The sequence below is a fragment of the Paenibacillus sp. 32352 genome (assembly GCF_002042965.1).
GTDB classification, from domain to species: domain Bacteria; phylum Bacillota; class Bacilli; order Paenibacillales; family NBRC-103111; genus Paenibacillus_S; species Paenibacillus_S vulneris.
The window spans coordinates 81,408-101,061 of record NZ_MZNT01000011.1 but is presented as its reverse complement, the minus strand read 5'-3'; the positions used below and the strand labels follow the sequence as shown (position 1 = coordinate 101,061).

The 19,654-nt window shown below is 51.1% G+C and carries 15 protein-coding genes; 2 read left to right on the top strand and 13 right to left on the bottom strand.

Annotated elements, in window-relative coordinates; translation table 11 throughout:
• Positions 1-17: 17 nt before the first annotated feature.
• Both B1728_RS23905 and cymR read right to left on the bottom strand, forming a co-directional pair.
• On the bottom strand, positions 18-1,166 hold the full coding sequence (locus tag B1728_RS23905; RefSeq protein ID WP_079912940.1) for a cysteine desulfurase family protein: 1,149 nt from the start codon (positions 1,164-1,166) through the stop codon (positions 18-20).
• Between the two features lie 17 nt (positions 1,167-1,183).
• Complete coding sequence (gene cymR, locus B1728_RS23900; RefSeq protein WP_079912939.1) at positions 1,184-1,603, bottom strand: cysteine metabolism transcriptional regulator CymR; 420 nt, start codon at positions 1,601-1,603, stop codon at positions 1,184-1,186.
• A gap of 259 nt (positions 1,604-1,862) precedes the next feature.
• Here cymR and mnmA point away from each other — a divergent pair, with 259 nt between their 5' ends.
• Positions 1,863-2,948, top strand: coding sequence for a tRNA 2-thiouridine(34) synthase MnmA (gene mnmA, locus B1728_RS23895; protein ID WP_079912938.1), 1,086 nt, complete (start codon positions 1,863-1,865; stop codon positions 2,946-2,948).
• Between the two features lie 153 nt (positions 2,949-3,101).
• Here mnmA and B1728_RS23890 read toward each other — a convergent pair whose 3' ends face one another.
• From B1728_RS23890 to B1728_RS23850, 9 genes are all read right to left on the bottom strand, one after another.
• A complete protein-coding gene (locus B1728_RS23890) occupies positions 3,102-4,442 on the bottom strand; it encodes a hemolysin family protein (RefSeq protein WP_079912937.1) in 1,341 nt (446 codons plus the stop codon).
• 210 nt (positions 4,443-4,652) lie between these two features.
• Complete coding sequence (locus tag B1728_RS23885; protein WP_079912936.1) at positions 4,653-5,975, bottom strand: replication-associated recombination protein A; 1,323 nt, start codon at positions 5,973-5,975, stop codon at positions 4,653-4,655.
• A gap of 169 nt (positions 5,976-6,144) precedes the next feature.
• Positions 6,145-7,473 (bottom strand): ABC transporter substrate-binding protein, encoded by a 1,329-nt coding sequence (locus tag B1728_RS23880; protein ID WP_079912935.1) that lies wholly within the window; start codon positions 7,471-7,473, stop codon positions 6,145-6,147.
• 191 nt (positions 7,474-7,664) lie between these two features.
• A complete protein-coding gene (locus B1728_RS23875; protein ID WP_079912934.1) occupies positions 7,665-10,157 on the bottom strand; it encodes a glycosylhydrolase-like jelly roll fold domain-containing protein in 2,493 nt (830 codons plus the stop codon).
• Positions 10,158-10,183: 26 nt separating this feature from the next.
• On the bottom strand, positions 10,184-11,305 hold the full coding sequence (locus B1728_RS23870; RefSeq protein WP_179136177.1) for a DUF6807 domain-containing protein: 1,122 nt from the start codon (positions 11,303-11,305) through the stop codon (positions 10,184-10,186).
• 1 nt (position 11,306) lies between these two features.
• Positions 11,307-12,203, bottom strand: a complete 897-nt coding sequence (locus B1728_RS23865; RefSeq protein WP_079912932.1) for a sugar phosphate isomerase/epimerase family protein — start codon at positions 12,201-12,203, stop codon at positions 11,307-11,309.
• A complete protein-coding gene (locus tag B1728_RS23860; protein WP_179136176.1) occupies positions 12,200-13,285 on the bottom strand; it encodes a Gfo/Idh/MocA family protein in 1,086 nt (361 codons plus the stop codon). Before B1728_RS23860 ends, B1728_RS23865 begins: the two co-directional genes overlap by 4 nt.
• Positions 13,286-13,342: 57 nt before the next feature.
• Positions 13,343-13,546 (bottom strand): hypothetical protein, encoded by a 204-nt coding sequence (locus tag B1728_RS23855; RefSeq protein ID WP_079912930.1) that lies wholly within the window; start codon positions 13,544-13,546, stop codon positions 13,343-13,345.
• Between the two features lie 163 nt (positions 13,547-13,709).
• Positions 13,710-15,773, bottom strand: a complete 2,064-nt coding sequence (locus B1728_RS23850) for a glycoside hydrolase family 65 protein (protein ID WP_079912929.1) — start codon at positions 15,771-15,773, stop codon at positions 13,710-13,712.
• Positions 15,774-15,989: 216 nt separating this feature from the next.
• Between B1728_RS23850 and B1728_RS23845 the strand changes: the two genes are divergently transcribed.
• Positions 15,990-16,940 carry an AraC family transcriptional regulator gene (locus B1728_RS23845; protein ID WP_179136175.1) on the top strand — a complete coding sequence of 317 codons (951 nt, stop codon included), beginning with the start codon at positions 15,990-15,992 and terminating at the stop codon, positions 16,938-16,940.
• A 97-nt stretch (positions 16,941-17,037) separates the two neighbouring features.
• Here the strand turns inward: B1728_RS23845 and B1728_RS23840 are convergent, their stop codons facing one another.
• Positions 17,038-17,793, bottom strand: coding sequence for a tRNA threonylcarbamoyladenosine dehydratase (locus tag B1728_RS23840; protein ID WP_079912927.1), 756 nt, complete (start codon positions 17,791-17,793; stop codon positions 17,038-17,040).
• A gap of 84 nt (positions 17,794-17,877) precedes the next feature.
• Positions 17,878-19,653 (bottom strand): aspartate--tRNA ligase, encoded by a 1,776-nt coding sequence (gene aspS, locus B1728_RS23835; protein WP_179136192.1) that lies wholly within the window; start codon positions 19,651-19,653, stop codon positions 17,878-17,880.
• Between the last annotated feature and the right edge of the window lies 1 nt (position 19,654).

Below are 19,654 nucleotides of genomic sequence, written 5' to 3'. Positions count from 1 at the left end.
AAATAAACATTTGTTTACTATGTACTACGGACTCGGTTTACGATGGTTGCAATTTTTTGAGCTGCCGTTTCAATTTGTTCCAATGTATTTCCGCGGCCGAAGCTAAAACGTATTGCGGAAGCCATCCGCTCCTCGGGAAGATCCATAGCCTTCAAAACGTGAGATACTTCCAGGGACCCTGAAGTACAAGCGGAGCCGCTGGCGGCCGCTATTCCCTCGAGATCCAAATTCATCAGCATAGTTTCCGTCGACACACCCGGAAAGCTCATATTCAGGATGTGGGGAACATGCTCTGTAGGATGTCCGTTTACCACAGCCTGCTCGCTGCCGAGCTGTTGTTGAACCCTCGAAATCATCTCGTTACGTAGTTTTTCCAAGTTTTGTTGCTTTTCATACATGTCCTGACTCAAGATTTGGACCGCTTTGGCGAAACCCGCGATGGCGGCGACGTTCTCTGTTCCAGGACGGCGCTTGCGCTCCTGATTGCCTCCATACAGAAGAGGCTCTATTCTTGTTCTATTAGCTGCGTACAGCGCTCCGATTCCTTTGGGGCCATTAATCTTATGTGCGGAAAAGCTCATGAAATCAACCGGAAGACGGCTCAAATCCATACGGATATTTCCGAGCGCCTGCACAGCATCCACATGAAAGTAAATGCCGCGCTCCCGTGCCATCATACCGATTTCCGTAATGGGCTGAATCGTTCCGACTTCATTATTAGCGTACATAATGCTTATCAATATGGTATCCGGGCGAATCGCTTGCTCTACATCCGCAATACGCACGCGTCCGGTGATGTCGACAGGCAAATAAGTAACCTCAAAGCCCTGCCGTTCCAGATGCTCGCAGGCATGCAGCACGGCATGATGCTCGGCTTGGGTTGTAATAATGTGCTTCCCTTCAGATGCCCTGGCATAGGCAGCACCAAACAAAGCCATATTATCGCTTTCTGTTCCACCGCTTGTGAAAATAATTTGGGAAGGCGCGCAGCCGATAAAGGAAGCTAATGTATCCCGCGACTGATGGATAACGGAACGGGCTTCTCTTCCTGCGCTATGTGTACTGGAGGCGTTCCCGAAAGTTTGTGTATATAGGGGCAGCATAGCCTCGACAACCTCCGGATGAACCGGCGTTGTCGCAGCATGATCGAAGTAAATAAACGTCATATCCGTGCTCCGTTAGATTATATGTAGAACATATAATTATCGTTTTGTCCTTCATCCTTATAGGATATCAGGTCCTGCAAAGACGTAGAGTCGAGAACCTCGGCAATGCTGTCGCGGATACGAACCCACAGGTCGCGTTTGGCCGGATCATCTTCTTCGGTAAAGTCGACCGGGCTGATCGGACCCTCAAGCACCCGAATCACATCGCCCGCGGAAATGTCTTCCGCAGTTTTCGATAATATATATCCCCCATAAGCGCCGCGAATACTTTTAACCAAGCCCGCATTCCGTAAAGGCGCAACCAATTGCTCCAGATAATGCTCGGAGAGCTGGTGCTTCTCGGCAATACTTTTCAAAGAGGTAGGGCCTTCACCATATCGGGTAGCCAATTCCATCATGATGGTTAATCCGTAACGGCCTTTGGTAGAAATTTTCAAATAAAGCACCTCATTTACATTTCATACATTTTGGTATCCTTTATATCGTAACATAAAACCCAGTAAAGTGGGAGAAAAAACTTGACATATTCATGAAATATTTTATTATTCGAATAAACCTATGTATAATACAAGAGATACGACTTTCCTAAGCTCTGATGATACTCGTCAGATGCCGGAACGAATCAACTTGAACAGCCTGAAATTGCCGGCTGCTTCGAGCTTAAGGTCGAACAAGCTGTAAGGAGGGGTAACCCGCATGAATAGTAAAACACGTGTCGTCCTCGGTATGTCCGGCGGAGTCGATTCTTCCGTTTCCGCACTCCTGTTGAAGGAGCAGGGCTACGAGGTTATCGGCGTTTTCATGAAAAACTGGGATGATACCGACGAATTCGGTCACTGCACCGCAGAAGAAGATGCGGAGGACGTTCGCCGAGTATGCGATCAAATCGGTATTCCCTATTATACGGTAAATTTTGAGAAACAATACATGGACAAGGTGTTTCAGTATTTCCTGGATGAATACCGCAAAGGAAGAACGCCGAATCCCGACGTGATGTGCAACCGCGAAATCAAGTTCGGTGAATTTTTGCAAAAAGCTCTGGAGCTTGGCGCCGATTATATTGCGACAGGCCATTATGCAAGAGTCGAGCAAAAGGACGGGCTCTTCCGCCTGCTCCGCGGGGTAGACAGCAATAAGGATCAGACGTACTTCCTGAATGCGTTGAATCAGTACCAGCTGTCCAAGGCCATGTTCCCTATCGGCCATCTGCCGAAGCCGGAAGTTCGTGCTATCGCGGAAAAAGCAGGTCTAGCCACCGCCAAGAAAAAAGACAGCACCGGTGTATGCTTTATCGGGGAGCGTAACTTCAAGGAGTTTCTGAGCGGCTACTTGCCTGCAAAGCCTGGAGATATGCGCACGCTGGAAGGCGAGCTGAAAGGGCGTCATGACGGCCTGATGTATTATACGCTCGGCCAGCGGCAAGGGCTCGGCATCGGAGGCTCCGGCAGCGGTGAGCCTTGGTTCGTCGCCTCCAAGGACCTGGAGAACAATATTTTGTATGTCGTTCAAGGCGAAAAGCATCCAAGCCTGTACTCGAGCGGGCTGCGTGCAACGGATCTCAATTGGATCAGCGGCAAGCTGCCTGAATCCCCCATTCGCTGCACGGCTAAATTCCGTTATCGCCAACCTGACCAAGGAGTCACGGTTGCTTTCGGCAAAGACGGTACCTGTGAGGTCACTTTCGATCAGCCGCAAAAAGCAATTACTCCCGGACAATCCGTCGTGTTCTATAACGGGGAAGAATGTCTCGGCGGAGCTACCATCGATGTCATGATTCCTTAACATTGCCGGTTGGAAGGGACAAAAAGGGTCACTTTATGGGAAACCATAAGGTGACCTTTCTTTGAATGTATTAATTTCAGGATTTCCCCCGTAAGGTACCTACCTGGTTCGGCCTCGAAGCCAAGGCTTTACTTTGTGAGATTTTCTCCTATGCTATATGCTGACAGACGGGTTCTCCGAGTGAGGATGCCCTTTCCCTCTCTTTTTCACCACAATTCTCGAAATGCGAAGCTGATCCGTTTCGTCGATAATAAAATCATAATGGTCATCATAGCGGATACGCTGGCTTTTTCTAGGGGGCATTTCCACTTGGGAATAGACCCAGCCGCCGATTGTATCATAATCGTCTGATTCAATCTCCAATCCGAAATAGCTGTTCACTTCTTCAATAAGCAAACGTCCGTCAATGGAATGCGTCACATCGTCCTTTTTTTCGATTTGCGGACGCTCCTCGTCAAACTCATCCTGAATCTCTCCGACGATTTCTTCAATGATGTCCTCGAACGTTACGAGGCCAGAGGTTCCTCCGTATTCGTCGATCAATAGGGCCATTTGAGTCTTTTTCTTCTGCATGAGCTTCAATAGCGCGCTGATTTGCATCGATTCGGGCACTTTGGTGATGGGGCGAACGATACTGAGAATCTGATCGATGTCCTGGTCGGATTTCAGCAAATCCTTGATGTGGACAAAGCCGATAATATTATCTTTGTCCGGATTGCAGACCGGATATCGGGTATGCATTTCGGTAATAGCGATCATCCGGTTTTCTTCGTAGGACAGGTCCGCGTACAGGCAGATCATCTCAGTTCTCGGAATCATGATCTCACGGGCGTTGGTCTCCGCAAAATCAAAAATATTGTCTACGAGGGTGAATTCGGTATTGTCGATAAAACCGCTCTTGTTGCTCTCCTTCATCAGAACACGAATTTCTTCCTCGGTGTGTACGGTATGGTGTTCATCTGCTGGCTCAATCCCCGCTTTGCGAAGCATCCAGTTCGAGGTGCCGTTTAAAAACCAGATCAGAGGGTACATGAGCTTGTAAAATAAAATGAGAGGTCCGGCAGACAGCAAAGTAACTCTCTCTGACATGCGGATGGCGTAGGTTTTGGGGAATTGTTCTCCCAGCGTGATGTGAAAGGCGGTTATGATCGTAAAAGCGATGACAAAGGAGATCGTATGAATAACCGCAGCGGAAAGCTGCAGCGGACGCAGCGCCGGCTCAAGAAGCCTGGCGATCGCGGGCTCGCCTATCCAGCCCAGCGCTAATGAGGCTAGCGTGATGCCCAGCTGGCAGGCCGATAAGTAACCGTTCATGTTGCTCACGATGGTCTTGGCGAATCTGGCGTTCCGGTTTCCTTCCTGCACCAGCGCGTCAATGCGGCTGTTGCGGACTTTGACCATGGCAAACTCAGCAGCCACGAAGAAGCCGTTCAATAGCACCAGAAATAACACGAGACTAAAATTCCATATCGCGGGTAACGGGTCACCATCCATCAATACGTTCCCTATTCCCCCGTTTAAAGGTGAATAGGTACACCTCCCCTTTGGTTTATATTGTAAATTATATATTAATAAGCTATACAGTCAAACGGTGTGCTATGCCCAAAAATCGTGAAGATAACGTATAAAGGCTTGAACCATTGGGCAAAAACGGCCGAAAAAAGCATCATTCGGCCGTTTTTGCTGTTCATCAAGCTTCCCGTGCTATCGGGAAGGGCCTCTGTTATTTCTGCGAAGCTCCTGATTATGCCTGATCTTATCTTCCATACCCTGCTGAGACGCTTCATAAAAATGCTGACCGATCAGCGGCCCGGGCACATATTGCTGCTCCACATAATGACCCGGGTAATCGTGGGGATATTTATATCCCTTATGCCCGAGCTTCTCCGCGCCGGCGTAATGCGTATCCCGGAGATGCATAGGCACCTCTGCCGAGCCGATAGCGTCGAACGCGGCCATCACCCTGCTGATCGCCATCGGGATGGCGTTCGATTTGGGGCTCTCTACTGCGAACAGGATCGCCTGAGCGATCACGTACTTCGATTCGGGCCAGCCAATCTTGTGGTAGGCGTCCATGGCGGATACGGCCTGCACCATGGCTTGGGGATTGGCCAGCCCGATATCCTCGCTGGATGCGACGATCAGACGCCGCAGGAAGGTCATCGGATCCATGCCGAGCTTCTCGACGGCATAGAGGAACCAGAACAGCGCGGCGTCGCTGGAGCCGCGCACGCTTTTGTGGAAGGCCGACAGGACGTCGTACTGCGTCGACTCGTCGGCCTTCACGATGCGGCGCCGGATCGACTCCTCGGCGACCGCAAGCGTCACGCGCACCGCCCCGTCCTCAGCAGGCGGGGTGGTAAGCGCGGCAAGCTCGAGCGCATTGAGCGCGCGGCGGATATCTCCGCCGGCCATCTGCGCCAAATGCGAGAGCGCGTCTTCATCGGCCTCGATCGGCAGCATGCCGAGGCCGCGTTCACGATCGCTGAGCGCACGCCTCAGCGCCATGAGGGAATGCTCATGCGTCAGCGCATGCAGCTCGAAAAGCGTCGAACGGGACAGCAGCGCCCCGTTGACATGGTGGAACGGGTTCTCCGTCGTCGCACCGATAAAGACAATGATTCCCTGCTCCACGGCAGGCAGCAGCGCATCCTGGCGGGAGGTGTTGAAACGGTGAACCTCGTCGAGGAACAGAATGGTTTTACGTCCATACAGCTCCTTGTTCGTTTTGGCCTGTTCAATCACATCCCGGACGTCCTTCACCGAAGCGTCGACCGCATTCAGCTTCACGAACGCCCCCTGCGTCGCATGAGATATAATATGAGCCAGCGTCGTCTTCCCTGTTCCTGGAGGGCCATAGAGCAGGATGGAGGTCACCTGATCCGCCTCAATGGCCCGCCGGAGCAGCTTGCCCGGTCCCACAATATGCTCTTGACCTATATATTCATTAAGCGTAACCGGCCTCATCCGGTCTGCAAGCAGCTTGCCTGTCTGATTCTGCTCTGCCGCCAATGAGAACAAATCCATACTATCACTACCTTTATATGAAAACTGTAATAGAGCATGCACGGTTGTGTACCATACATGCTCTATTATAAAGGAGCCTCAGGGAATTACAAACGTATTCGGAGAGCAGCGCAGTCCGCTGGCCGTAGCCGAGCTCGTTTCCTGCGTCTCGGAAGCTAGTAAACCCCTATTATTTTTTGGCGTCCGCTATTTTCTTCATCGTATCTTCCTCGGTCGCGCGGAATACGGTATTGTAGTCTCCGGTTAGGATGATTTTAGGAACCGCTTTGGCGTATGGTGTCAGCATAAGGCTGTCATACCGGGATTTTTCAGGGATCGGAGCGAACTTGTTATAGAACGAGGCGCCGAAGTTTTTCCCTTTGAAAATACTTTCCTGACCATATACTTTCTTCACAGCGTCATTATCCAAGACCGGCATCATTCCGATTTTGGACAGCTTGGTTTGATGCTCCTCGCTGATTAAATACTTGATTACGTTCATCGCCTGATCTCTTTGCTTGGACATCGAGGTCACGGTGAAATAAGTAGGATACGCCTGCGAACCGACCTTAGGCAGGCTGTCGAACGTCGGCAGGGATACCATATCCCAGTTCATGCTTTGGAATTCCTCCGGGAATACGAAGACGATAGAGGACAGCCAGGCGAACATCGCTACGTTCTTCTCCTTCAAAAATTCATTGCGGTACGGAATGGCATCCTTAAGCTCCTTCATGTATTCAACATATCCCTGAGCTTTACTAGGACCGACAAAGACGGTTTCAAAATACTCGCGCCACTTTTCATTGGTGAAAATGGTCGGTTTATCGGTTGCCACATCGACAAAAGGAATCGATAACTGGTTCATAGGAAGCATATGAGTCTGGGATGAGGAGAGACCGATATAGGTTTTGCCGTCCACACGCGTTAACTGCTGTGCCAGCTTATTCGCTTCCGTCCAGGTCATGCCGTCTTTCGGATAAGGCACGCCGAATTTATCGAATATATCTTTGTTGTAGTAGAGAACCATGTTGTTGTTGAAAACGGGAATACCGTAGATTTTATCCTTGGAAATCTGCTTGATGGAATCGGCCACGGACGGCTCAATCTTGGATAAATCGATCTGATGCTTCTTGACCAAATCCGTCATATCATACTCCAGTCCGTTATCGAGAAGACCGGAGGCGAAGCCGCCTATCGAATCCCAGTAAATGTCGATCGTCTCGCCGGAAGTGAGCAGCTCCTTAATCCCGTAGTTCGATTGCTTCTGAATGTACTTGATATTGTAGTTAGGAAATTTCTCTTTAAGCGCATTGCCGAATCGCTCATTCCAGCTCTCCGGAGAATCACCGCTGTTCGAATAAACGACCAGGTTCGCCGGCTCGTTATCCGAATTGGCGGCGGCCTTGTCAGCTGTACCTTTATCGGCCCCTGCACCACCACCATTTCCTCCGCATGCTGCAAGCATGGAAATGAGCATGCTGGACGCCACAACCGAGACTATAGACTTATTCCACTTCATTTTATGCAACTCCCCTTTTTTTCTACTTCAGACTCCATCCAAGGCATACCGTGACAGAATGCCGTCTTTGGGACCTGTCCCCTTTCTTTTCTTTCTCCAGGTATTGGGCAAATCGTCGTTCGCATCATCTCATAGCATCGTGCTGGCATCTTGTCCCATCTAATCCCCTAAGCCTCCGCCAGCTTTAACCATTACACATGGTATTCCGCTATACTTACTGGGCCTATCAGGCCGGAAGGCCGCTTGTCCCGATCGATCCTATTAGCCAGACTGTTCGTAACGGCTACTCGAAGCTCATTCTCCCCTTGCTTGACGTACGCTTCAATATTCAGCCTATACGGATGCCACATGCGTACCCCGGCAAACTGTCCGTTCACCCACACTTCCGCCATTTCATGGGCTTCTCCCAAATCGAGCAGGATCTGCTCCGTACGACTTGAGACGGGTTCCTCTATGACAAAGCGGTTCACATAATGCACCGTACCCGAAAAGGATTCCAGTCCCTCGATCTCCGACCAATCTCCTAATCCTTTAACCAGAGAGGAAGCTTCGGGGGCAGCGGACTCCACCCGCCAGCCGTTATCCAGAACACGCACTGCCTTTTGCGATGCTGGCGTTTCACTGGTTATCACAGCCGTTCTATCCTCTTCAATAGGAGCCGCGGGGTCGATACGGAAAATAACACTTTGCCTTCTGTCCAAATGAATCGGAACGGTTGTTCCGAGATTCGATCTGAGAGCATAGGCTGATCCAACCCTGGCTTCCCACGGGTCCCATAGCTCGGTCTTCCCCGATACTGCAACAGACAAGGTTCCCTCGTAGGCTTGTTCTCCCTCATGAACCAGCACATAGAAATGATTGCCATCCTTGACGACATGACTAACTCTAATATCCGGGCAAGGAGGATCCAACAGAACTTCGGGCTGCAGGATGTCATCCAGTGCCGCAATCAATTGATCAGGACTTGTCAACCGGATCGTTGCCGGCAAGCCGCGCTCCTGCTCCTCCGTATGAAGTACGAAGACCGTACCTCCTCCATCGAGGAATAGCTGCAAGGCTGCCTTTGTTTCTTCCTCCCATAAATGTTCGTTTTCCACCAGCACCACAGTGTAAGCCTGTTCTTGAATCCGAATGCAGCCTTTGTCGATCGCGTTTTCTTTCACCAGCAAGCTTTCTTCCAGATAATTAAACTCCCTCTGGTGCTCGTACAACGGCTTGACTGCCTGCCACGGCAGCCAATCCTCGCGGCACAGAACGGCTATTGGCGTTGTATTGACGCTGCCCGTCATAAGCCAGCTCATTCGTTTCATGTAATCGGAAAAAAGACGGTAATGCGGCCACCAAATGTTGTTCGGCCCCACATCGGGCGGACGCTCATTATATCTGCGCGGTCCCTTAATGGAATAATAGAATGCGTGAGGGCATAGAAGGTTGACCCCTCTCACCAATAGCCAATCCATGTACCACTTGATGTCTCCTCCGCTTAGAGCCCATCCGCCGCCCGGGCTGCACACGCCAAGAAACTCATTGAGGTTTCTGCGTCTGCCCCTGTGCCTTGCCGCATCGGAAGAGCATTTGGCCATGGTTGTATGCCGGCCTTCCAATGCTTTGCCGTCTTCAGGAGCGACCCAACGCCATACGACATCCTGTCCCGGAATTTGAAAATGCTCCAGTAAACCGATCTCGTCGCTTGCCGCCGGATGGCCTGTTAATGCAATGCCATGCTCCGCGCACCAATCGCTTAGAGGCTTATAATAGGCTTCGACCATCCGTTTGTTCACGGCTTTGCGGTAGGCCCGCCGTACGGCTTCCGAGCTGTCCCCCTCGAGCCACAAGAGGGGCAGGTCGGTTTCCCTGCAGCCTTCCTTCAGGAAATCATCCAGGAACCCTGTGGTCCATGACTTAAGCCCCTTCACATGACGGCGCCCCATAATGTCCGGCTCATCCGTAAACATAGCCTGGATCGTATTGCCGAAATAGGCTCCGAGCCGTTCATAATACCGCTGATGCGTCAGCCGAATAAACTTTTGCGTGGCCAGAGGGTTCAACAGGTCCGCGGAGGCCGGAGCATTAGGCTCCCCGTCATCCTCGCCAAAATGTATCCCCCGGATCGTTCCTTTGGAATACGTCTCGATGAACAGCAATAGTGATGCATACCCGTCGGGTATAAGAACTTCTCCGTTCACAGGCTCAACCTTGACCGCAGCCGGGGGATCAATGCTGCTCCCATCCTTCTTCTTCACAGCTTGTACGGAGACCAGCACATCGCCTTCGCTTAAAATGTCAGATAGCTCGATCGGCTTGGAGCCATCCCATTCCAGCATCTTCAAGCCCCGGCTTGCATAAGCGGGATCGTCTTGAACCACCATCCCTTTTGCGGAGCCTGACGGATACATGGCCTCGTCATACAAAAACACCGTCATGCCCAATCGTGACGCCTCTTTTACTGCCGCTTCAACCAAGTCCATGTAGCTGTCCGATAAGTACGGGATACTCTCCGGTATTCCTATTCGCGGATGGATAACGAAGCCCATAACCCCTTTATCCGCGAAGTCTGTGATTTGCTTAATGATTTCCTCCGCCGTCAGTGCATCGTTCCAGAACCAGAACGGGACCGGCGTAAATTCGTCCGAGGGCTCCAGAAATTGCTGCTCCAAGGACTGATTCGATAGCACTTCTTTCATGTTGTTTTCCGTCCTCTCTATCATTGTTATTGTTTAACCAAGGAGACGACGGGCGGATGAATGTAGTCCTGGTACTTCTCTGTTACCCGGCTGGCATCCGTATCTCCCGCGTGGAAATAAACACGGTGCTTATAGCTCAGGGATTGGCCCTTTTGAAGCAGCTTGCCGCCCAAGAAGTAGAAATTGTTGGCTGCCAGAAGACCGTAGTCCCGTACATGCCAATACGTAGGATAGTCCACATTATCGGGATGATCGAAGGCGGCGATTCCCAGCGTCTGCCCGCCGACATTGCCGTAGTAGTCGCACCATTGAGCGCGCTGACCCCAGCATTCCTTTTCTCCGACGGAACCGAAGGAATTGCGAATCACTCCTCCGTTATCGGCCTTCATCGATTCTGCGACGCGGATTCCCAGCGGTCCCGCTTCTTTCGTAGCGCCCAGCTCAACACGTCCGTTCGCCACCAGGGAAAAATCGATATCGATAAACCGGCCTTCAGCAGGAGTATTGTAGAACGTCATCGTTCTTGTTTCCGTCAATTGCGGCTTTCCTCCATAGGAGCACCATTGTTGAGTAGAGGTCAGTCTTGCCAATACCGCACCTGCGGTTTTGTCCCCGAATCCGGTTATAATTTGCTTTCCATGCCGTTCCTTCGGCTCATTCCACATATCAATGTCGTTAACATCGCCGATCGCAAGCCATAAGGATCTGTGATGCGGGTGCTCTTTCGTTTCAAAATCAAGACGTGTGAAGCTTTCGCCGTACGGCCCCATAATAGGCCCGAGATAAGGCTTGGCGATGTCCGGATGAAATACATAAGAGGTGAAATAGCTGCCTCCGATCACCACATCGATCTGATGCTCTCTTTCTTCCAGCCGAATGCCCGATACCGCTTCTCCTTCCGGATTTGCACCCGCATGAACGGTATAGGTAAGGCTCTCCCCGGCGCCCAGATGATCCACAATCCAGTGGAGGACCAGCTCGCCGTTAACATTCTCACATTGGAGCGCCACCGGCTTTCCGTCCTCTCCGATCATATGCAGCTCGGCCGTTCCATTAAGAATCTCGGCATTAGCGGCAATGCGGAAGGATACGGGACAATGCCGACGAGCATGGTGGCCGGATTGTACGGATAAAGTAAATAAAGACATCCTATTCGCCTCTTTCATGTAGTTGTACTAACAAATTTCTTATATACCTCAAGGAAGCTTGATTATGAACCATTACATTCTCTCCCATACATTCAGCAGAAACGCGCCCTTGATATCCACAGTCCCTAAGAAAGGTAAACAAGCCTCTCAGATCGACTCCGGCGTCTTCGGTCCCTGACGGGAAGCTTCGATCGAACTCGGCATAATGCACATGCGCCAGGAGGTTGCTTTCAACCGCACGCTTCACAATCTCGGGTGACTCCTGCTCCAAATGCATGTGGTAAGCGTCGGCAAGCACTTGAATATGCCGCAGATTGAGCTCGAGAGCCAAGTCCAACGCTTCCTCAACTTTATTGATCACATTGCTTTCCTTGCGGTTCAGCGGTTCTATAGCGACAATAAGATCATATTGATCTGCATAGCGGTCACATAGGGTCAGAAAGTCTTTAATTTGTTGAAGTCCTTGTTCGACGGCATAGCCCTCCGGAACGGTTCGGGCGCCTCCGCTGCCGAAAATAATCATTTCTCCGCCGACTTCATGAACTCGCTTCATTGCTTTTGCGACGTACTCTTCTATCGCTTGAGCCTGGGTTTCCGGGCCTGTTAATTTCAGTGCAGGAGGAATAAAGCTGTTAAAGACGGGAATGGCAATGCCTTCCTCTTTCAGCCTGCTTTGCAGCCGCGCAAATTCATCCTCTGAGAGCTGGGCTAATGCCCCGACGGTAAGCTCCGCGAAGTCATAGCCTGATTGAAGCAGGCCGTTAATTCCGGTAAGCAGCACGTCGGCTTGATCTTTCTGTGAAGCTTCGGTATTTCCGCTTTGCGGCATAAAAGACCCGGTTGTCAGGCAGCATCCAATAGCCGGAAAGGAAGAGGTGCGTTCATTTGGCTTATTCATGCTTTGCTCAGCTCCGGTACATAAGGCAGGAATACTTCCTTGCCGGTTCTTGCGGATTCATAAAGCGCTTGCACGATTTCGACGGAAGCTCTTCCCTCTTTGCCTTCAATCATAGGAGGGCGTCCCTCTATTACGGCATCGATCATATCCTGGACTTGCCCTGCATGACCCGTCTTCGGCAGTTCACCCGATTCGGAAGCCGGTTTGGCTGCGCCTGTACCGTAAGTTTCCAGGATACGGGCTTCCTCAGAATAGTGCTCATCATCATCAGCCATTTTAAACAGCTCGATCTTGTTGCTTTTGGAATAAATGGAGCCCGTTGATCCGTGAATTTGAACGGAGACCTCTAGCCCCGGATAGGCGCATGTCGTTCCAATAAGGGTACCGATAGCTCCGCTTTCGAACGTCACGACGGCTACCGCTGTGTCTTCCGTTTCAATCGGGTGATTGTACGTCCCCATTTTGGCAAAAATGCTTCGCACCGGTCCCATAAACCACTGCATAAGATCAACGGTATGGATGGTTTGGTTCATGATCGCACCGCCGCCGTCCATTGCCCAGGTGCCTCTCCATCCGCCGTTCTTGGCATAATATTTATCATCGCGATACCATTTCAAATGAAAATTGGATGTGATCATTTTGCCCATCCGGCCGCTCTGGATCGTTTGCTTGATCAATTGGTTGGCCGGCGCAAGCCGGTTCTGGAATACACAGCCGAGATACAGTCCTTGCTCCGCCGCCACCCGGTTCATTTCATCAATTCGATCTACACGGATCTCCAGGGGCTTCTCGGTAAGCACATGCTTGCCGGCCTTGAGCGCCATGATCGTATGCTCCTTGTGCCAGCCGCTCGGCGTGCACACGCTGATAACATCGATATCCTCACGTTTCAGAAGCTCCTCATAGCTCGTGTAACGGTTCGCCGGATCAATTCCATATTCGTCGCCAAGCTTGTGCAAAACCGCTTCGTTCATGTCGCAGATCGCGACGAATTTGCATCCCTTCGCCTTTACCGCACTAGCTAGATGGCTTTTGCCAACTCCCAGCCCGAATACGGCATACCCGATTTCTTTGGATGACATGGATGATTTCTCTCCTTTTTGCTTCATGTGTAAAAAAATGGAATTATCGCGTTGCAGCTAATGGTCTATGGTCTTCTCATTTGCACGAAACAGCTTGGTTACTGCCAAACGGAGAACGAGAGGTACGATACAAAAGCCTATCAATAGCGTGCCTCCGAAGCCGGCATTTCCGTACAGAGATGAGAACCATAATCCCGCCGCGATCCATACGATCAACAGAATAATGAATAACCCCAGCAGCACCATGATTTTTTTGACCATACCGCACCTCCCAAGTGATTATTTTTTCACCGCCTCAGCAGTCTTGCCGGCTTCTTCCTTTGCTTTCCGCAATGCCGTACTCACATCCATATTGTTAAGCGACGTATTAAATGTTTAGAACGATTCTAAGCGTTTCTTCCACGAGCTAGCAATGCTACAAGTGCTACATCCACGGATGAAGGCCTTCCCAACGGACGGTCCAGCTGCCATCGGATGGGAAACCGGGAGCGTGACGTTCCGGACCTCCCTGCCAGCCGCAGGCCATCATTGCAACTGCTGTCAAAAGCCCGCCGTTGCCAGGCAAATAAGCGTACAAGCCGGGACGCTGGTAGTTATGGCCGTTCGGTAAATACGTGTTCTTGGTGACCTCCTTCAGCAGCAGATCGACGGCCCATTCTCCTTCACCTAGTCGAGCCGCGGTCATTGCCGCCATCGGGTAATCCCAGCCCCAGGTGTGCTCCCAGCGCCAGCTGTCCATAACCCGCTGCAGTGTATTTCGCATAACGGCCGGATCTGCTTTTTTGCCGGGGAGCATACCCAGTGCACCCAGCATGGAAGGATGGTCAATGTTGGCTTTTGTATACGTATCGGGGCAATTCTCGTGAGCCAGGTAAACCCCGTCCAGCTGAGGCAGCTCGGTTAGCTGCTCGCTTACTTCCAGCCATTTCGGGTTCACCGGAACACCTAATCGTTTCGCCCATTCCATTGCTACTTCCAACCCATGGCGCCAGTATTCCAGCTCGTATGTCGGATTCCAGGTGTGCTCCGCCTTATGATTTTCTTGTGCCGGAATCACCGGCGGACCAAGGACATATCGGCGGCCTTCTTCATCCCATTCGGCAAAGGATGCCATGAATTCGGCCGATTCCAGCACGACATCACGGTATCGCTCCAGCGTCTCCCGGGTAGGCTTCGCCAAATAACACAGCTCTGCCATAACGATAGGATGCGGCTGCTGCCAGATTAGCAAAGGAGCTATAACCGACGGGCTCTGCGCCCCTTCTGCGGCAACCATCTTGGGCCAACGGGCACCCTGATAGCCCTGAGACCTGGCGATTTCACGCGCTACCGGAAGAATATCGTTGTACCATCCCATACTTCGTTCCAGCAGATGGGCTCTGCCCCACAACGGAAAATGAAACGCATGCCACCAATGCATCTCCAGGTGAAGCTTACCGAACCAGCTGTTATACAATAATCCGGTTTCTTGAGGAGGTACGCTTCCTGCGCTGTGGATAGCCGTATTGAATTGCGATAGCACGATACGGCGTTCGAGCTCAAGCGCCCGCGGATCCTTGCTGTCAGCAAGCTCAACGGCCCCTCCGCTCATCCAGAAGCTCTCCCAATGCTCGCGGCTAGCCTCCATCATCTCCTCTGCAGATGCAAGCGCTATCACTTGACCCAGTGGAGAAAAGCCAGCCGTAAATTCCATATACTTCGAGATTTGATCCCCATGAAGGATAAATTCGTGCTTCCCGGTCTGCTCCAGCCTGCCTTGGGACCAGCCTAAAGCAACGTTGTACCCGTCCTCATCCATGGTTCGTTCCAGCAAAGCGCCGGTCGGAGAAGACTTGCTGCATGTGGTCGCATGACTGTCCGGCTCTCCCCAATGGAGGTCTATCGAACGGTCCCAGCTCCGCGAGGTCATTCCGGGCGCAGGGAAGCGAACCCGAATCCGTAAGCGTCCCTCTGCAAGCAGCGGACTTTCCACCGTAACTCCGAAGCTGTCCAGAGAAGGATGACAAAAGGTATGTACAATGACGGGCTGGTCATCCACACGAAAACGACTGACGATAATCCCGCTCCAAAGATCCAGCGTTTGTTCTATATCGGTAATTGCATCCAGGCTCAATAGCTCACCTGAAGCGCTCGTAAACTCAAATCCAAATTGCCCCAGCTGCAGCCTGTGCGGATTTTGTCTCAGCCAGTGATAGGCTTCTTCCTTGTCCTCCGCGCGGATTGGATAACCGCCAAGCTGACGCTCCTCATCCCTATACTGCATGCGGACATCATTGAGACTCCAGACATTCCGGCCTCCTGAGCTGTGCCAGGCCCATTGCGACTGTGTTCCCAGAGGAATCGTGTACGAATCCGGAAACGTTTGCAAACCAGTGAAGTCCGCTGTAAAAGCAAATTCCCCGTTCCCGACGGAAAGCGGAGATAAATCCAAAACTTCTCTGATAACCGGATTATGCCGGGTGACCAAGGCCTTTCTGTTAATCTTCAAGCTGTATGCCCCCTTTTTAGAGAAAAAAGAATCATATAAAATTATACCAGTCTGATGACCTGACACATGGGGGGGTTACACAATGTTTATGGGGGTCTCAACTCATTTTCGCGAAAATACCAACTCTGCAAAGTGGATTATGGGTTGATTACATCATGAAACGAAGTTTATAATCTAACTAGGTGGATGATTGTAAAATGTTACCGGAGGTGGCTTATGAACCCAATGGCTTCGGAGGTATTCAGAGCGGACCAGAAATTTCGTCCGGGTATGAATATTTTTGTAAATCGAGCATTTGAAGCCTTCAGTATTCCTCAGCATACGCACGATGCCATTGAAATCAGCTATGTTACGGAAGGGATCGGGTATCAGTTTATTAACAATACGGTAGTCCCGGTCAAACGCGGAGATATTTATCTGCTTCCGATGGGTACGTCGCATGTTTATCGCCCCCCTTCACCGGACAAGGTTCGAACATTATCCATTCTGAACTGCGTATTCCGGCCGGAGCTGCTGCAAAGCTCTTCCTCTTTCCCGCCGGCAGGCTCTGAGCTGCATAATGCGCTGTTTCATTCCGAGAATATGAGACAGCCTTGGTTTCATCACTATGATAAGGACAGCAAGTATGGGGAATTATTTCATAATCTTCTGTCAGAGTACCGCCTTCAGCTGCCCGGGTATGAAGTCATTGTCCATTCCATACTCATTCAAATTCTCGCTTTGCTTCATCGGGATACTTTGTCTACGAGCGTGCCCGAAACCATGAATCTGAAGGTGCAGGATGCACTGCAGTTCATCAAGCAGCATTATCATGAGGATATTAATTTGAAGCAGGTTGCCGAGCATGCCTTTCTCAGCGTAAGTCATCTGCAAAGACTTATTAAGCAAGCGACCGGGACATCCTTTACCTCCTATGTACAGCATTTAAGGGTACAAAAGTGCTGTGAGCTGTTGAAAGCCACCTCGATGACCGTACAGCAAATCGCCGGGACGGTGGGATATCACGACATGAAGTTTTTTCATACGCTGTTTCGCCAAAAAACGGGAATGACTCCGCAGGAATACCGGAAAAATGACCGCGTGCTGCCTAACCTCACTGACAAATGCTTTGCGGCTCTTATTGAAAACGCAAACATTTTAAGCTTGCCTACCGGACACTTCAGATAAGGCTCCGGTTTTTTCTGAAAAAATTGTAAAGGAATTGTATCCTATATGCGCAAAAAGCATGGAACACCGAGCTGCTGCTCTGTATTCCATGCTTTTATTATGCCTTGGCATTCCCTTTAGCCAATAAATCCTGTACGACAACGCTGACCGCAATCAATCCGGCTACCGGCGGCACAAACGCGTTACTTGCCGGAGGCTGCTGTGCCTTACGGATTTCGGGTGCGTTCTCGGGAACGATGCGCTGCGTAACGTCCTCGCGCGGTTTAATCGGTTCTTCCGTGGAGAAGACGACCTTTACGCCTTTTTTAATGCCGTCTTTCCGCAGCTTGTGACGGATTACTCTCGCCAGCGGGTCCATTGTCGTTTTGGAAATATCCGCGACCTGGAACTTGGTTGGGTCCATTTTGTTAGCGGCGCCCATACTTGATATGATCGGAATTTTGCGCTGTAAACATTGCTTGATCAAATGAATCTTATAACTGATCGTATCCGATGCGTCAATAACGTAATCCAAGGGATATTCGAACAGCTTCTCGTACGTTTCTTCCGTATAAAACATCCGGAGCGATACAACGTCGCACTCCGGATTGATTTGCAGGATCCGGTCCCTCATCAAATCGGACTTGGGTTGGCCTACTGTCGATAACAATGCGTGTACCTGGCGGTTAATATTTGTGATATCGACAACGTCCTTATCGATAAGAATGAGTTTTCCGACGCCTGTACGCGCCAGCGCTTCAGCAGCAATGGAACCAACGCCGCCGATGCCGAGGACGGCTACGCAGCTGTTGCGCATAATGTCCAGCCCTTCCGGGCCGATGGCAAGCTCTGTTCTGGAAAACTGGTGCAGCATAAGGGCCGCCCTCCTTATAGTGTTCATTATCATTTGAACAGGCGAAGAGCCGGTTATTCCCGGCATCTTCTCTGTCTTTGCTATTTATTTGGAAGCAGGCTGCTTCAAGGCCAAACGAATGGACAACAGCTCCAGCTGCTTGTCGCTTACCGGACCCGGCGCATCAGTCAACAAGTCGGTAGCGCTCGCCGTTTTCGGGAATGCGATCGTTTCGCGAAGGTTCGTACGGCCGGCAATCAGCATCACCAAGCGGTCGAAGCCGAAAGCGATACCGCCGTGCGGAGGCGTACCATATTCGAAGGCTTCGAGAAGGAAGCCGAATCTCTCTTGCGCTTCTTCTTTGGAGAAACCAAGCGCCTTGAACATTTGCTCTTGAACTTCCCGCTTGTAAATCCGCATGGATCCGCCGCCGACTTCGTATCCGTTCAATACAAGGTCATAGGCTTGAGCACGGATTTGACCCGGATCGGTATCGAAGTAATGCAGGTCTTCTTCCTTCGGACGTGTGAACGGATGGTGCTCCGCCACATAACGTTTTTCTTCTTCGTCGTAGCTCAAGAGAGGGAAGTCAACGACCCATGCAAATTTGAATTTGCTTTCGTCGATCAAGCCCAGCTCGCGTCCGATTTTCAGACGAAGGTTGCCAAGTACATCAGCTACTACCTTTTTCGTGTCGGCAGAGAACAGCAGCAAGTCGCCTTCTTCGGCGCCAAGGCGCTCTTTCAATGCGGAAAGCTCTTCCTCGGTAAAGAACTTCACGATAGGACCTTTCATTTCGCCGTCCTTCAGGACAACCCATGCCAGGCCTTTCGCTCCGTAACGGGCAGCGAATGTGCCCAGGTCATCGATTTCCTTACGGCTCCAGCTGCCGCAGCCTTTAGCGTTCAGGGCTTTAACTTGACCGCCTTTTTCAACGACGGAAGCAAATACCTTCACGCCGGAATTTGCAACGATATCCGATACGTCTTGGAGCTCGAGGCCAAAGCGCAGATCCGGCTTGTCAGAGCCGTATTTGCCCATAGCATCCGCATAGCTGATGCGTTGGAACGGACGCTCAATCTCAACGTTAGCCGTTTCTTTCATCAAACGTACAACCAGCTCTTCCATCATTTCGAGCAGCTGGTCCTGGGTCAGGAAGGAAGTCTCGATATCCACCTGGGTAAATTCCGGCTGACGGTCTGCACGGAGGTCCTCGTCACGGAAGCAGCGAGCGATTTGATAATAGCGCTCCAAGCCACCTACCATCAGCAATTGCTTGAATAGCTGAGGCGATTGCGGCAGTGCGAAGAATTCGCCCGGATGCACACGGCTTGGCACCAGATAACTGCGCGCACCTTCCGGTGTATCGTTGGTCAGAATTGGTGTCTCCACTTCCAAGAAGCCATTCTCGTCCAGGAAATCACGGAACAATTTGGCCGCTTTGGAACGAAGCATCAAGGTGCGCTGCATTTCCGGACGGCGCAGGTCCAGGTAACGATATTTCAGACGGAGAGACTCGTCGATTTCGATTCCATCCTCAATGAAGAACGGAGGGTTCTTCGCTTGGTTCAAAATTTCAATTTGGGTAACTTGAATTTCGATCTCGCCTGTGGCCAGGTTCGGGTTTACAGTAGCCGGGTCACGCTCTACTACTTTGCCGCTTACGGCAAGAACATACTCGTTGCGGGCACGATCCGCAATGTTCAACGCTTCGCCGGAGAAATCCGGATTAAATACGATCTGTACAAGCCCGCTGCGGTCGCGCAGATCGATAAACAATACGCCCCCAAGGTCGCGTCTGCGCTGTACCCAGCCGTTCAAAACGACGGTTTCCCCGACGTTCGCTTTCGTTAAAGCTCCACAGTGATGCGTTCTTAACATC

Coding starts and splice junctions, on each gene's coding strand:
- B1728_RS23845 (WP_179136175.1), top strand. CDS start 15,990: ATGAACCCAATGGCTTCGGAGGTATTCAGAGCGGACCAGAAATTTCGT.
- B1728_RS23885 (WP_079912936.1), bottom strand. CDS start 5,975: ATGGATTTGTTCTCATTGGCGGCAGAGCAGAATCAGACAGGCAAGCTG.
- B1728_RS23880 (WP_079912935.1), bottom strand. CDS start 7,473: ATGAAGTGGAATAAGTCTATAGTCTCGGTTGTGGCGTCCAGCATGCTC.
- B1728_RS23865 (WP_079912932.1), bottom strand. CDS start 12,203: ATGAATAAGCCAAATGAACGCACCTCTTCCTTTCCGGCTATTGGATGC.
- B1728_RS23875 (WP_079912934.1), bottom strand. CDS start 10,157: ATGAAAGAAGTGCTATCGAATCAGTCCTTGGAGCAGCAATTTCTGGAG.
- mnmA (WP_079912938.1), top strand. CDS start 1,863: ATGAATAGTAAAACACGTGTCGTCCTCGGTATGTCCGGCGGAGTCGAT.
- B1728_RS23905 (WP_079912940.1), bottom strand. CDS start 1,166: ATGACGTTTATTTACTTCGATCATGCTGCGACAACGCCGGTTCATCCG.
- B1728_RS23855 (WP_079912930.1), bottom strand. CDS start 13,546: ATGGTCAAAAAAATCATGGTGCTGCTGGGGTTATTCATTATTCTGTTG.
- B1728_RS23890 (WP_079912937.1), bottom strand. CDS start 4,442: ATGGATGGTGACCCGTTACCCGCGATATGGAATTTTAGTCTCGTGTTA.
- B1728_RS23860 (WP_179136176.1), bottom strand. CDS start 13,285: ATGTCATCCAAAGAAATCGGGTATGCCGTATTCGGGCTGGGAGTTGGC.
- B1728_RS23840 (WP_079912927.1), bottom strand. CDS start 17,793: ATGCTGCACCAGTTTTCCAGAACAGAGCTTGCCATCGGCCCGGAAGGG.
- aspS (WP_179136192.1), bottom strand. CDS start 19,653: ATGTTAAGAACGCATCACTGTGGAGCTTTAACGAAAGCGAACGTCGGG.
- B1728_RS23870 (WP_179136177.1), bottom strand. CDS start 11,305: ATGTCTTTATTTACTTTATCCGTACAATCCGGCCACCATGCTCGTCGG.